We start from the raw sequence: 14,193 nt of genomic DNA on the forward strand, positions 1-14,193 counted from the left end.
GATATGCGAGCTCCGCCGGATGCGGGCGAGCCCGAGCATGCCTCGGGCCTTGGAGAAGCTGCGCCCCATCCCATCGCGCGCACAGCATCATCAATCTGCGGATGACCTGTCAGGGCAGCTGACGCCGGGCGGCAATGTCGCGTGATCGGCGGTGGGGCGCGCTTCGCCTACACGGCCCGCCTGATCCCCACGTCGCAGGGCGGCATAGTCCCTGAGATGCGTTCTACCCACTTTTAGGGCGGACGCCAGACGCTCGTGTTTGTCCGCTGCAGGGCGAAGTGATAAGGTCTCGCCATCACTTCAGCACAAGATCATAATCGGAAAGCAGGCCAGTGCAATCTAACTCTCTTTCTAGGAAAATTGCATTATCGGATTGCGCTCCAGAGTTGGGCGGTAAACACATCGTTCTTAGATTATGCATCAAAACCTTTGCGTTTGGTTTTGAAATTCCCATCGCAGTAGCGAATATCTGCTTGTTGAAGACAATTTGGGAGGGTGGCGGTGTCAATATCTTGATATTTTGATCATGAAATCCGAACCCGAGAAACACGATGCTCTGCGCACCAGATATCGCCTCAAGAATTTCCGACCGCAAATTTCCATCTTGTATGTTCTCCGTGTAAGTTATTATTTCATTTGCTGCTTTGACTGAATTGTGTGGATAGTCGTCACTTCCTCCAAACTTTATAATATTCCTAGTACCTGCGGAGCCAGGCAAGAAGCCAACTTGTCCGTATGGATGCAGTATCTTTATATTTTTGACGACATTATTGGCATATTCATTGTCGCATAAAAAATATTGCCGAAGTGCATTTGTTAGAAAGAATTCCAGACATCTATCATAATTGAAGTTTATAAAAGTTATGTACTTGAATGCGTCTGCCATGTTTGAAGATGGCACGCCATGCGCCAAGGTAGAGAACAAACTACTGTACCATGTGCGTTTCGTTTGGGAAAAATCGACAAATTGCCTTCCGTTGAACTCATTATACAGTAAGCAATTTCTTTCTGCGTTAAGAATACATTCTGCGATTGCTATCTTGGCCACAGCGACCAGTTTTTTGTTTTGTTGATGAGTATTTACAAAGTCATCAATTGATTTAGCAAGATTGATCCCGAGACTAATATCACTAGAAATTTTATAGTATTTTTCGATTGCGTCCGGGTCTTCCATGTCATCGTTATTATGAGCATAGTATCGAAGCATATCAGAAAATTTCTGATCGCATGGCTCTGGCATGCCATAGGCGCCGTTCTTAACTGCCGTCAATTTTGATATATTTTCGGCTAGTTTCGTGCCTAGTGGCATGTTGATGTCAAAGCCTGAGCCCGCTCCAATCACAAAGACAATCTTTCTGTTTATCATTATAATCCCCCTAGCTGCACGGCGCCCAAGCCAGAACCATGATAGCGCAGTCTGCGAGATGGGCAATGCTGGCTATCTGATGACACATCTAGCGAGATCCGTGTCTGGACATCATCAGTAACAGTCCCCACCAACTAATTCGTGCGCGCTTTGTTGCCGGGCGTCGCTGCATCACTGCGCCGCGCCGACAGCGCACGTACGAAACCGCCGCCGCTTTGCTGGGCGCGGGGTGCTCGTGTAGTTAATGAAGGTGGAGCGTAAGACCTCCCGTAACGGCACCTTGCCGAGGGCTACTGTACAGATTATATTAAAAATAGCCCAAGAAAATGCATAGACGATGCCTTGCTGGAAACGCGCTTAAGCGCTCAGATTGCTGGAAACTGCAAGATAGGCTCATTTACAATTTTTAACGGCGGAACATATGAATTTGCTGGGTTGGCAAAGGCCTCTGATGACGTCTCTGGATCTTATAGGATTTTTGAAGATGGAAAAATTCTCGACTGATCAAGCGTCTCGGGTTATCCCATTGCGATAGAGACGTTTCGCGCGCTTTGCCCTAGTCAGGCAAGCAAAGAGTTTTAGATTTGTAAAATATCTGGCTCATTTGAGCAGCCATAAAATACCCACTCTCAGGCAAAGTCCGCCGAAAGAGGCTTTTCGTCCACGAGCAAACCCTACAGCCGCCGCACCGGCAGGGTCCAGGCCAGCACTGCATTGGCTATGGCGAAGAGCGCGATTGTCGAGAAGGCGGCTGAGAAGCCGCCTTGAATGTGTGTCATTGCTGAAGCGCGCGACGCCTCTGGCAAGCTCGCCAGGGCGACGGGACCGTGTCGAACGGCGTTGGCGAAGACATCAGCGATCGCGGTGTTCCGGCCCAACGTGACGAACAGCACGGCCATCGCGACGGTGACGCCGATGGCCGAGCCGACCGAGCGCGACAGTTGCACGGACGCAGACGCAGCCCCCAGCATAGCGGGTGGAGACTGGGACTGCATCGTGATCTGAGCCACCGGCATGGCCGAGCCCTGAAACACCGCCACGACCGCCAGCATCGCCGGCAGACCCCAGGGACCGAGCGCCGCCCCGACCGGGCCCATCCCGAACGCCACGAGCAGCAAGCCCAGCGCGGCTGCGGTCTGACCCACTGCGGGGAAGATGGCAACACGCCCAGTTCGTGACACCAGTCGCCCCGTGATCAACGACCCCACCCCGACCGTCGCAGTCAGAGGCAGCATCATCAGCCCGATCTCTCCGGCCGATGCGCCGTCCACCGCTCGCAGGTGGATCGGCAGGATCGTCGCTTCGCTCACCAGCAATGCACCGGAGCAGGCAGCCATGGCATTCGCTCGCCACATGGCCGGGCGACGCAGCAGGTCCAGCGGGAACAGCGGCTGTGCCGCTCGCCGCTCCTGCCGCCCCAGCAGCACGAGGCAGACCAGGGACACCCCGATCCCGAGCAGCGTCATAGGTTCGATGCGCTGCAGTTGCTCCAGCGCCAACAGGAGCGGCACCACCGACCCAGCAAAGAGGAAGAGACCCGGCCAGTCGAATTTCCCGCGCTCACCGCTGCCCTCGCGGCCAGGTAGCCGCACTAACAGCACCATCGCCAGTACGCCGAGCGGCAGGTTCACCAAGAACACCGAAGGCCACCCAAACGCCTGTGTCAGCGCCCCGCCTGCCACCGGCCCGAAGGTCGAAGAGGCCACGATCACCGCGGCCATGAACCCTTGGGCTCGACCGAGCTGATGGCGCGCGACGTTCTCGGCGAGCACCGCTTGGCTCAGCACCATCAGGCCGCCGCCACCGAAGCCCTGCAGAATGCGGGCGCCAACCAGCGTCAGAAGACTATGAGCCAAGGCGCACAGCACGGACGCCGTGACGAACAGCGCCAGGGCCAGCAGCAGCATGCGTCGCCGCCCGAGAGCATCCCCCAGTCGGCCGTAGACGGGGGCCGCCACGGTACTGGCCACCAAGTAGGATGCGACCACCCAGGAGACCCGCTCCACGTCGCCGAACTGGCTCGCCATCGCCGGCAGCGCCGCCGTGATGATGGTGCCGTCCACCACAGCTACGAATGTCGGGAGCAGGATGGGCGGAAACACTCGCCGGAGCGGCAAATTCATCGGTGCCATTCTCAGATCGGACCAGCTGCGACGGGGCTGGCGGTGGCGGTTGAGGAGAGCGGTACACGGATGTGGCAGGCGGAGATATGGCACCGCTGCTCGCCGCGGTTGCGCGCACATCAAGGCCCGACTGCGCGCGAGTAGCGGGAGCTGCCGATCATCGCGGTGGAGTGTGCGGCTTCTGCCGGGTATGGCAGCGAGCCGGCCCCCGAGATGCATCCCGGGGGTAACAAGTTCGGCGTGATGCGGACCGATAGGTCGCACCACCAGGGCGGATCGGTGGCTGAGCGCTGATCGTCCCCGCTGCTCCAAAAAGACGAAGGGTAGGAAACCGTGGCTGTGAGTGTGGGGCGTGCCGCCGTGCCCGTGGGCGCAGTCGGTGGCATCGTGATGATGCTGCTCGGCGTGCTGTTCTTCGCGTTGAACGACACCATGGGCAAATGGCTGCTCGGCTCCTACGCGGTGGGTCAGCTTATGCTCGTCCGCAGCATCTCGGGCCTGTGCGTGATGGCGCCCGCCATCCACCGGGTCGGGCTCAGTGGGTTCCGCGATGCACCGCGCCCGTGGTTGCAGCTGGTGAGAGCGGGCTTCTCGACGCTCGAAGCCTCGCTCTTCTTTTGGGGGGTCAGCACGCTGCCGCTGGCCGAGGTCATGACCTACTACATGGCCGGTCCGATCTACGTGACCGCCCTCTCGCCCCTGCTGCTGGGAGAGCATGTGGGCTGGCGTCGCTGGGCAGCCATCGGTGTGGGCTTCTGCGGGGTCGCCCTTGCCCTCCATCCCTCACCGGGATCGTTGTCCGTGGGAGCGGTATGCGCCCTCGCCGGCAGCTTCTTCTACGCGCTGTTCCTCATCACCACCCGCAAGCTCGCCGCTGTTCCCGGCACCGTTCTGATGACGAGCCAGCTCGTGTCCTCCCTGATTTTCGGGGCGGCTCTGGTGATGGCCTACGGGTGGACCTCCACCGGCCCCACGGACTTCGCGCTGATGCTGCTGCTGGGCGTAGGATCGCTGCTGGGCAATTTATGCGTGAACCAGTCGCTCCGGTTGGCACCTGCGACGACGGTCGTGCCGTACCAGTACACGTTGATCCTATGGGGGATGCTCTTCGGCTACGTGTTCTTCGGTGAGATGATTGGCCCGCTCACAATGGCTGGCGCCGGCATCATCGTTGCCAGTGGTCTCTTTATCTTCTTGCGGGAGCAGCAATTGGGGCGGAGATCGAAGATCCGTGGCGTGCCATCTGAGCCAGCGATCGCGAAGCTGCATGACCTCGACTGAGCATCGGCAGCACCGCCCGCTGGACGGCCTTCACGTGCAGGAGGTTGCGGAGATAGCCAGGAAACGAGGGTAGGTCCGTTGCAGCCAGCTGCCTTCGGGCCGCGCTTTAGCCTCCGTCCCTCCGCTTGCCTCGAGCGACCTCGGCCATCATCTCATCGCGCAAGGAGCGCTGCAGCGGAATTGCATTCTCTGCTGGCAGGGCCTTCTGCGAATGGCGTGCGGGTCATTCGTAGCCGGTTCGCCAATCGCTGTCTTTGCACCGAACCATGACACGGCCGTTCATGCGCATGCGGCCGTCGATCATGTCGAAAACGTAGGTTGTTCTACTTGTCTCGCCCTCAGCTTCGCAGATTGCTGGGATACTCGTGCCGTTCTCGGTCGTGCGTGCAGCGGACAGCTTGAATTTGCAAGTTGTCTCATTCCAGATAATTTGAGACCTTTCAATCCGGAAAATGGCGCCCTCGATTTTGAGCGGGTCTGCCTTGCATAACTTCGCCGATGGCGACCAAATACCGACGTAGTACGGTTTTCTATCGACTGAGTTTTGTGCGATAGCCGCTGACGAAATCAAACTTGCAGCAAGCGAGAGAATGAGAAAGCGCATGGATAACAACACCTTTCTGCATAAAGGACAGCCTGATCACTGCGGCGATAAATTCTGTATCAAGCGGTGCGCTTAATGCTCGGTGAACCGTCGGGACAGGAGTGCCCGCGGCATCCGACCGGCGGCGCTTAGCCTATTGCCGGAAACCGACAGTCGGGATCGTCCGCCTACCACCCCCTGCAGTCCTTCGCACGGTCACGCTGAGCGGGATTTACCCACGTCGACAATCCTCCCGGCTTCGCGTGCCGCACGCGCGTAGATGGAGATCGGATGCATGGGCCGGAACGACGTATCCCGCTCCAAGCCGATCGCGAGACCCGCGCTCACCTCCTCGATCTCGGCGAGGCTCACATAGCCGAGTTCGGGCTCGCCGAAGCCGAGGTCGCACAGCCCGAAAAGAGTGTCGCCGTCGGCCTCCATCGCGCAGATCAACCACGTGGCAGGCCCCGTGGGGTTGAACAGCTTGAGCACCGGGTGGTGATCACCGTCGCGATCCCGACCGTTGGCCAGCAGCAGTTCACGGGTAGCAGCATCGATCAGGCGCATGGGGGTTCCTCGCTCGTGGCGCGAGGAAGCCGTGCAGCCATCCGCTGTTGAGCGCGAGCTTGGAGAGCGGATCAGCTGCGCGGGCAAAACATCATAAAACACAGCTTCTATGACATTTGAGGCTAAGCTACTGGTCCCATTGAGCGCGTCTATGTGCTCGCCCTAGGGGGAGCCTGGAAATATCATACTTTGCAGCGAAACAGCTTGAAGTATGAGGTTTCGGTGAAGCAAGCGCGTGTGCCCACCGAGGCAGAGTTCAGGCGCCTCACAGCGGTGGTGAGCCAAGGGCGCTATGGCCCGCGCAACCGGATGGCTCTCATGCTGAGCTATCTGGCAGGGCTCCGGGTGGGTGAGATCGCATCGCTCCGCTGGGGCGATCTCCTCGAGGGAGAAGGCAAGGTGCGGGAGCAGCTGCGGCTCAGCGCGGCAGTCACAAAGGGCGGGCACGCCCGCGTGGTGTTCCTCAATGCCCGGCTGCGACGCGAGATCGAGCAGTTCCGGTCCTCCCTACCCTCCTCCCCTCTCCGCGAGCAGCCAGTGCTGGTCACTCAGAAGCGAGCGGCGTTCAGCGCTAATACCCTCTGTCAGCTCATGCGGGGCTGGTACGATCAGGCAGGCCTGGACGGCGGATCCAGCCATAGCGGTCGCCGGTGGTTCATCACCCGCCTTGCGCATGCAGGCATCTCGCCCAAGGCCATCATGATGCTCGCAGGGCACCGGCATCTGTCAACAACCCAACGCTATATCGACGTGAATGACAAGATGATGCGCGAGGCTGTCAATATCTTAAATTGATTTCATGGTTTTGAATTTTCTACGCTATTGTTATAATAACTTCTAGACTTATAATAATACGCTGCCAGCCTAAATTACTTACAGATGCTTAGTACGATTGTCTATCATTGCGCATATCTTACATTCGGAATATTTTATCTGATACTCTGGCATCGAGCGGGCTCAAATGAACATCAACATTCAAGCAGACATTGCAGATTTCATCTCATAATGATACCATTCAATTGAGGGCTCACCTGACGTCGAACCTGAAAGAAGTTTCATGAAGCCGCTAATATTATTTGTTCACGGATTGGGAGGTAGCGCTGAAACTTGGGGCTCATTTTATGAATATGTCACGAGCGATAAAGATCTTGCTAGTAAGGTTGAGATTGATTTTTACAATTATCCAACAAAATTAACTCGTTGGGTTCCATTTTTTTGGAAGTCGATGACACTACAGGATATAGCTAAGGGGCTAGATACGTATATTAGATTGAAACACGCCGAATGTACGAAAATTATATTAGTGTGCCATAGTCTGGGCGGATTAATTGGGAAAAGATATATTGTCGAAGGATTAAAAACAAAACAAAACAGGCATGTTAGAGAGATCATTTTTTTTGCAACCCCCCATCTTGGAGCCGAGATCGCGGCAGCGGCGCAAATAATATCGATAAACCATAAACACCTAATGCAACTTGGATGGAATTCTGATGCTATCGAATTTATTAACGAAGACTGGAAGTCGCAGAAATGTGAGGCAATAATCACCACAACGTATGTTGTTGGAGGTCAAGATGCGGTAGTGAGTAGACTAAGTTCGATGGGTTTATCGGGTGCTCAACCAGAGGTTTTACCAGATAAAAATCATAAAACGATCTCTAAACCTACGTCAATAACTGATCTAAATTATCTAATTGTCAAACGAGCCTGTCTTCGTTGCCTGAATAGTTGGGGAGATGATTTAGTATATTTCCGAGAAGCCATTCGCGATAGAAACGAAACTGCTGCTGAAGCCTTGGTTCTTAATAAAGGAAGAAGCTGGATTGAAACATCGGAAGTTGTTGCGGCTATTGACCTGCTTAATGATACACGGAGATCATTTTCTCAAAACTCATCGGTCGTTGTGTTTTCAGAATATCTGTCTAAAATTGCTCACCTGTTTATAGATAAAAGTGCACCGTCTGGAAGTTTCGATGATTTTTTTATGGAAAGGGCCAAGAAGCACGGAATGGAGAGTTTAGTTCTCGCAGAAAGAATGGAGTTTGCCCGAAAGAGGCACGAAATCGACGCGGCTATAAACATTTTTCATGAGTTACGGCAGAATTTGGAGGGTGATAAAAGTAAAACTAATCAGATTACTCAATATTCTCGCGGTGTAGCGCAATATCTTATTGGCAATTTGTATCGTGCTGGCGGGCGCTACCGCTTAGCTGATGAAATAATTTCTAAAGCCAAACAGTCGTTTCGTCCTGCCATATTAAATCACCGCATAGAACTAGCGCATTGCCAGTATGCATCCTCAGTATGTCGGTCTGTCCTCGGGATAAAGGAGAAGGACGATGTAAATTTGAGGAATAGCGGGCCAGAATTTCATCGTTTCTCTGATGCCCTCGAGCTTCTTGCTTCATCGCATCTCGCATGGGATTCAAGCAATCTCAGCAAAGCCATTGAATTAGTAGAATCTGCAGGACTGATATTTTATCAACTCGGCTTTAAAGAATACGGGAAACGCTCGGAGACACTTTCTTCACTTCTGAACTCGTGGCGTCGCCTCGAGATGACTGGGATATCATCTGATGCGCTGGGTGTATTAGGTGATGAACAGAAACGAGTGAATGCGATGCTAGGCAACAAAGAGGATATTTTAGAAATCAAGGGTTGGATTGCTACTGCACGACCGTCTCGAGTACTCGGCCTGCTACAGTTTGCATCTGCTTATAACCCAGACTGGACGCAAAATATCGGCCCTATCCGCCTTCCGCAAATTTTGTGCGGCGATACTGATACGCTTGCCTGGGAGTCTACTGAATGTGATACTCTTGCCGATGCAGACGCTTGGCTCCGCTCTAAGATGGAAGTGGCACCTAATGCAAGAGTACCTTTACTAGCAGACTAAGCGTGATTTTTTGTAAACAAGCTCAAGCGAGAAATATGATGCGGCTCGACGAACGTGAAAAGTCTTTCGTGGCTCAGAAGGAACTATTTATATCTCGAGTATTGGCCGAGATCGGAGTTTCGTCGCTGGAAGAAATTCCAGACCAAACGAAAATCGAAACCCGGGCACTTTTACCAGTAGTAATTCGAGATTATAAAAATCTCAGATCAGAAGAAGCTGAGCAGTTATCGCATGGCTATTGGGGGAATTACGGCGTAGCGCCTTTTCTGATTCTCAACCCGCCTTCGATGGGAACAACACCGCATCCGCTGCTGGAACTAGCAGAGCAGCTCAAATCCCATATTCCCCTTAAATACCCTGTTGAGCATCCTATGGAGGGACATCAAGAGGCCATTAAACGATTTGGATCTCCGGATGGAACGTTGAAGATATACAATCTGGACGGCAAAGATGGGTTAAATAGTTATAAAGAGATCGCGGAAACAACAGAAAACTTTGAATCCCATAATGACGGATTGGGTTACGCAGGAGCGGTTGAAGCTTTTTGTTTGTATGCCGATTCAGCCCCCCTTGCTGGTGGATATACTTACTTTCAGAATATCGTAAGGCTGTCGCTCGCATTGGCCAAATCTGACCCAGAAGCCTTCGAGGCTTTATTCCTACCTGACGCTATATCCGCCCTGCGACCGCGAGGAAAAGGCGCGATCAAAGTTGAGGCTCCAGTTCTGTTTTTGAATGAATTCGGTGCACCTCAGTGCTTTCTTAGGGTATCATCAGGCGAATACCTAATAACCTGGAGAGACAATTATGAGCCCTTAGTGCGAGCATCGGCGTTTATTAATTACCTTGCACGCCCGTTCGCACCTGCATCATCCTTCCTGAATTTAAACCGGCCTGGCAGTGGGTGCTTTGCGAGAAATGGATGGTTGGTTCATGGAAGAACATCTTTCATAAACGGAGATCAATCTAATGATTGCAGAGTGCTAGCTCGCAAATGGTTCATGACGAGCGAGCGGCATGCTAATTACAAGCACGTGCCAGGAATGCATATCTTGGCTGAGTTTGCCGAAATTTATCCTGAGCGATTTGGTCCAGAGATGGTGGTGGGCGATTGGAATTATGATCCGAAATCAGGCATTAATATCCGGCACGCTTGATATGCGTCGCGATCGCCCGTTGTTGGATAAGGCGCTCAATGGCTCTGCTTTTGGCGTTGATCCGGTGTCGTGTGTGGCGGCTGCACGAATACTCGTTGGAATCCGTGCAGCACACCAGAACTTTGAGCTAAGGCGCGATTATCAAACCGAGATATTATTTCGCCTTTCACTTGGTGCAATATGCCATCAGATCAACTGGGATTTTATTTCTAAGCATCTTGGTCTTGCATTTGATGAAGAGGGGATTTCTGCTGCATATCTAGCCAACGTCACAGCCCGTGATATTAGTCGTTGGTTCGGAACATATCATCGACCTGAACGCCTGCGGGCACAGGAACGAGCTTCGTTGTTGCGCGACCTCGGAACATCACTGCTGCGGATATGGAATGGCGATATAGCGAAAATGCTGGATGACACCGAATTTAATATACAAGGTTCAAGGGGGTTTTTGGCACAACTCGACAAATTTGAAGCATTCCGCGAAGATCCACTACGAAAAAAATCAAATGTCATTGTTCATGATTTAGTGCGAGACAAACTTGTCCCTTTCAAAGACGAGAACAGCATATCTCCCGCTATTGATTATCATATCATGAGAATGTATCTGCGCAATGGTCGTGTGTATCCACTCCATCACGAGACCATGTTGCTTCTTAAGGGTGATTCCACCCCGCGCCCGCGCTTGGTCAAGCTGCTGCGACAGGCAGTCAGTGAAGCATTGTCACTGACTGCGTTTTACGCTGGCATGTCAATACCACAGGTGAATGGCTTGGAATGGGAAATCGGGCGAGAAAAATGTGATAGAATTAGCCCGCAGTGTCAAATAGTCGGACAGCTTGATGAAGGTCAATTTATAAATAAAAGTATCTGTATCTATTCTGAATTCTGCCGAGCTTATTCGGATCCGAATTTTTTATCTTTACGTGAACCTGATCTGAAAAAGAGCTTTTACTAATTTTTGATTTCGAAATAGACAAGTGCCTCGCCCAATTTTTTATTTGGAGCGTACGAATTTTGAATGGGGCTCATGTATCCCATATGTGATTTTACGTATTCAGTACGGGCCACCTCTGATTCGCATCCGAGATGGCTGAGCATTTCACAGCATATGGTTGGAACGTCTATTGCAATATCCTTGTAATATGAATTTTGGATAACAATCAATCCCTTCCCATTGGCTTTTAAATTAGAAATAGTCGCCGCTAGTGCTTCCGCAAGGGATGAAAAATATTGTCTGTATGTATGGTAATAATACCGACGACTTGCATATGAGCTATGTGCTTCGATTTTTTTGAGAACTTCATTGCAGTAGCGACCCCAGACGCTTGGTGGCTCACCGTAGTTTTTTTCGTTTATTTTGGTTGTCCCAATCATCATTGATTTTAAGTCAGGAATCGAGAATTTAAGGAAGACATTCAGTACAGTGAGTTCAGGTATATGAGCTACAACATAATCCAGTCTGTTTAGGTAAGGAGGAGAGGTTAAACAAATATCATATTTCTCGTTTGAGATATAATCTCTCACATCTACATTGACAATATTTGGTTTTGTGGCGTATGAACAGGTCGATAAATCGTCCATGATTCTTTTTGCATAGTTTTTTGCCGTAGATTCGAGCGTAATTCCTTCTTCTGCTTTTTCAGACAGTGAGGGTCGGTACCATATTGGGTTGCTTCCTTTCTCAAGTTTTGTAACATCTCTTGCGGCAAGACACAGGCTCACGATGGTGACAATCTCGGAGTCATAATTTCCTAAGTTATCGTTTAATAGATTTCCCCAAATTTCATTTATGTTTTTATTTAAGCCCATTTTTCTCGCGACGCTTCGCAAATAACTCATGTCACTGCGCGATATCGCGCTCTGATCTGCCTCCTCGGTTGCAATCTTATTATCTCCTTCTAGATATGTATTCACTAGATTTGTGTCAAAGCAGACGGCAACCCGTGATCGCGCAAGTAGACATGAAAATGGACTAATATCTATTCCCAGCGAATGACAGCCTAGACCAGATGCTGCGATCAGAGATGTCCCTGAGCCTGAAAATGGGTCAATTATCTTCGATTGGGTGTTGCAACCTAAATACTCAATTGCAGCCTTTGCGAAAGGAAGCGAAAATGCCGTATAGGTGTATGCCCAGGAAAAAGACTGATCACGTCGGGATGGACGTTTCACTTTTGTAGTTGGCAAGTCGATCAGAGAACGACGCGCAGTCAGAATAAGCTCTTCTTGCTTCGGTGTTGTTGATCGATCATAAGCATTTAATTCGTTGCTGATCGACGCCGTTTTTTGAGTATCGCGAGCATCATCTAATTTGTTAGATGAATGCTTTATAGAATGCTCGTTCACGCGACCCTCTGAATCACTATTTATGGCATCATGCTGATCATTTATTAGGCGCTTAAATGGTTATTTTCCTCTTAAATTCCATGTGGCTTCGTAGGCAAAGGAGGCTGGTAATTCGATGTAGTTGACAAAATTGCGCGCTAATAAACAGATGCGTTATTGACGCTTCCACTCAGGCCGCAGACGATCAACCAAACGCTCAAGGCGCACCTGGCCGTAGTGCTTGTCAATCATGGCCAGCGATGTACGGCAGTTTCGGGCCACGTCGAGCACTTCGGAGCCGTTGGCCAGCTGCTCGCTGATGTAGAAGTGTCGGAGAGAGTACGGCGTGCGTTTGATGCCGCGGTGGTCCCGCTCCAAGCCGGCCGCCTTCAGCAGTTCGGTGAAGCCGTTGGCCACCGACGTGATCCGCTTGCCCGTGTCGCTCGCAAACACCGGATCGGCATCTACGGGCTCACGGCCCATGCTGCGCTCGAACAGCATCCACAGGGTATCAAACCACGGGATCGCAGCCTTCTGCGGGATCGCCTTGCCGCTCCTGCCCTTGCCTCGCACCTGCAGCCGGATGTCGCGCTGATCCACGGGCTTGCCCCGCCCGGCCCGATACCCCAGCACGTCGCCCCACGTGAGATTGTACATCTCAGTGGGCCTGAGCCCGGAGAATGCGCCGATCATCACGTAGGCGTGCAGCAGGGTGCGATCGCGCCGCGTATGATCGTCCAGCCGCTTGATGCGCCAGCGACGCTTGTCGCTGGCCTCCACCATGGCTCCGCTGCCATCCATGATGGGGTCCACCAGCCGGCCGAGGCTGATCTTCTGCAGGTGAGCGAACTCGTGTGGCTCAAAGCTGGGTCGCCGGTTGTCCGGCGTACGCCGGGCCTTGATGGTGACCTCCGGCGGCGTCTTCAGGTAGCCCTGCCGCGAGGCCCAGCGTAGCAGCTGCCTCAGCACCACCAGCTCGCCTCGCTGGCGGCTCAGAGAGGGCGCAGAGCGGCGTACGGGCCGGCGCAGGCGATGACCTCCCCTCTCGTACTCGATGTGCGTGATGAGCTTGCCAGGACCCTCGGTCCAGTAGGTGCGTCGCCACTCCGCATAGCGCTCCAGATCGGCCTCGCTGACGGCATCCACAGGCTTCTGGCCGAAATAGCCCACGAAGTACCGCCGGATCACTGCAGGCTCGCTCTTGCCCTGGTCCGCCCGCCGTTCGCCGCGCTCCACCTCACGCAGGATCTGCGCGATGTACTCCTCAGCCACGCCCTCGAACGTGTGGGCGCGGGCAGTGAGCCCCTGCTGCGCGCGATACGTCGCCTCGTACCAGATGGCCTCCGCCCGGCGCTGTGCCTCCCGGAGATCGTCGGTGTCGAGGGAGCGCTTGAGCTGCCCCTGCCCGCGGATGCTGAAGCGCATCTGCCACTTGGCGCTGCCCTTGCGCTGGAACAGCTGGAAGCGCTCGTCGGGGACGTTGCCAGGGGGTCTCAAGGGGCGGCCCTGTCTGGTTACTGCGGTGCAGATGACTGCGCTAGGAGTGCGCTAGAGTGCTTTCTGACCCCCCAGCAAACCGTTACGCGCGCAGGGCAATTTTTGGGGCTGCGCTAGCACTGCGCTAGGAAATATTGCCGTTCTGGCGCAAGGGCAAGGCAATGAAAAACCCCGCTAAGTGCTTAGCGGGGTTGAAAAACTTTGGTAGCGGAGGAGGGATTTGAACCCCCGACACAAGGATTATGATTCCTCTGCTCTGACCAACTGAGCTACTCCGCCGCGCGGTGGCCGGTGCGTGTCCGGCTCTGCGGTGGCGCGGATATAGGGGGAGGCGGGCGGGCCTGTCAAGGAACCGTCGCAGGCCTTTTTGCGCCGCGCCATTCGGGGCGCAGCGCGGC

Annotated in this window: 11 protein-coding genes and 1 tRNA gene; 5 read left to right on the forward strand and 7 right to left on the reverse strand. The window is 53.3% G+C overall.

Translation table 11 applies throughout. The features are described 5' to 3' along the window. Window positions 1-295 precede the first annotated feature (295 nt). Both HBB12_RS00580 and HBB12_RS00585 read right to left on the reverse strand, forming a co-directional pair. A complete protein-coding gene (locus tag HBB12_RS00580) occupies window positions 296-1,432 on the reverse strand; it encodes an SIR2 family protein (RefSeq protein WP_236987558.1) in 1,137 nt (378 codons plus the stop codon). Between the two features lie 608 nt (window positions 1,433-2,040). Then, complete coding sequence (locus HBB12_RS00585) at window positions 2,041-3,489, reverse strand: MFS transporter (RefSeq protein ID WP_236987559.1); 1,449 nt, start codon at window positions 3,487-3,489, stop codon at window positions 2,041-2,043. A 390-nt stretch (window positions 3,490-3,879) separates the two neighbouring features. Between HBB12_RS00585 and HBB12_RS00590 the strand changes: the two genes are divergently transcribed. Beyond that, a complete protein-coding gene (locus HBB12_RS00590) occupies window positions 3,880-4,770 on the forward strand; it encodes a DMT family transporter (RefSeq protein WP_236987560.1) in 891 nt (296 codons plus the stop codon). Window positions 4,771-4,993: 223 nt separating this feature from the next. On the opposite strand, the gene HBB12_RS00595 is transcribed toward HBB12_RS00590, so the two are convergent. Both HBB12_RS00595 and HBB12_RS00600 read right to left on the reverse strand, forming a co-directional pair. Then, complete coding sequence (locus tag HBB12_RS00595; RefSeq protein ID WP_236987561.1) at window positions 4,994-5,374, reverse strand: hypothetical protein; 381 nt, start codon at window positions 5,372-5,374, stop codon at window positions 4,994-4,996. A 195-nt stretch (window positions 5,375-5,569) separates the two neighbouring features. Then, entirely contained in the window at window positions 5,570-5,920 is a 351-nt protein-coding gene (locus tag HBB12_RS00600; RefSeq protein WP_236987562.1) for a DUF2958 domain-containing protein, read from the reverse strand. A gap of 237 nt (window positions 5,921-6,157) precedes the next feature. Here HBB12_RS00600 and HBB12_RS00605 point away from each other — a divergent pair, with 237 nt between their 5' ends. From HBB12_RS00605 to HBB12_RS00620, 4 genes are all read left to right on the forward strand, one after another. Next, window positions 6,158-6,715, forward strand: coding sequence for a tyrosine-type recombinase/integrase (locus HBB12_RS00605; protein WP_272913311.1), 558 nt, complete (start codon window positions 6,158-6,160; stop codon window positions 6,713-6,715). Window positions 6,716-6,977: 262 nt separating this feature from the next. Then, window positions 6,978-8,816, forward strand: coding sequence for an esterase/lipase family protein (locus tag HBB12_RS00610; RefSeq protein ID WP_236987563.1), 1,839 nt, complete (start codon window positions 6,978-6,980; stop codon window positions 8,814-8,816). A gap of 35 nt (window positions 8,817-8,851) precedes the next feature. After that, entirely contained in the window at window positions 8,852-9,973 is a 1,122-nt protein-coding gene (locus tag HBB12_RS00615; RefSeq protein ID WP_236987564.1) for a Fe(II)-2OG oxygenase family protein, read from the forward strand. After that, window positions 9,936-10,928 (forward strand): hypothetical protein, encoded by a 993-nt coding sequence (locus HBB12_RS00620; RefSeq protein WP_236987565.1) that lies wholly within the window; start codon window positions 9,936-9,938, stop codon window positions 10,926-10,928. Before HBB12_RS00615 ends, HBB12_RS00620 begins: the two co-directional genes overlap by 38 nt. Here HBB12_RS00620 and HBB12_RS00625 read toward each other — a convergent pair. The 3 genes from HBB12_RS00625 to HBB12_RS00635 all read right to left on the reverse strand — a co-directional run bounded on the left by HBB12_RS00625 (window position 10,925) and on the right by HBB12_RS00635 (window position 14,074). Next, window positions 10,925-12,319 (reverse strand): hypothetical protein, encoded by a 1,395-nt coding sequence (locus HBB12_RS00625; protein ID WP_236987566.1) that lies wholly within the window; start codon window positions 12,317-12,319, stop codon window positions 10,925-10,927. The two genes, HBB12_RS00620 and HBB12_RS00625, sit on opposite strands and share 4 nt — an antisense overlap. A 153-nt stretch (window positions 12,320-12,472) precedes the next feature. After that, window positions 12,473-13,795 (reverse strand): tyrosine-type recombinase/integrase, encoded by a 1,323-nt coding sequence (locus tag HBB12_RS00630; protein ID WP_236987567.1) that lies wholly within the window; start codon window positions 13,793-13,795, stop codon window positions 12,473-12,475. A 202-nt stretch (window positions 13,796-13,997) separates the two neighbouring features. After that, window positions 13,998-14,074, reverse strand: a tRNA-Met gene (locus HBB12_RS00635). Between the last annotated feature and the right edge of the window lie 119 nt (window positions 14,075-14,193).

It is taken from the genome of Methylobacterium sp. SyP6R (assembly GCF_019216885.1).
Classification (GTDB): Bacteria; Pseudomonadota; Alphaproteobacteria; order Rhizobiales; family Beijerinckiaceae; genus Methylobacterium.

Bases quoted from the DNA above. Each gene is read 5' to 3' on its own strand.
- HBB12_RS00585 (WP_236987559.1), bottom strand. From the start codon at position 3,489: ATGAATTTGCCGCTCCGGCGAGTGTTTCCGCCCATCCTGCTCCCGACA.
- HBB12_RS00590 (WP_236987560.1), top strand. From the start codon at position 3,880: ATGATGCTGCTCGGCGTGCTGTTCTTCGCGTTGAACGACACCATGGGC.
- HBB12_RS00595 (WP_236987561.1), bottom strand. From the start codon at position 5,374: ATGCGCTTTCTCATTCTCTCGCTTGCTGCAAGTTTGATTTCGTCAGCG.
- HBB12_RS00600 (WP_236987562.1), bottom strand. From the start codon at position 5,920: ATGCGCCTGATCGATGCTGCTACCCGTGAACTGCTGCTGGCCAACGGT.
- HBB12_RS00610 (WP_236987563.1), top strand. From the start codon at position 6,978: ATGAAGCCGCTAATATTATTTGTTCACGGATTGGGAGGTAGCGCTGAA.
- HBB12_RS00615 (WP_236987564.1), top strand. From the start codon at position 8,852: ATGATGCGGCTCGACGAACGTGAAAAGTCTTTCGTGGCTCAGAAGGAA.
- HBB12_RS00620 (WP_236987565.1), top strand. From the start codon at position 9,936: ATGATCCGAAATCAGGCATTAATATCCGGCACGCTTGATATGCGTCGC.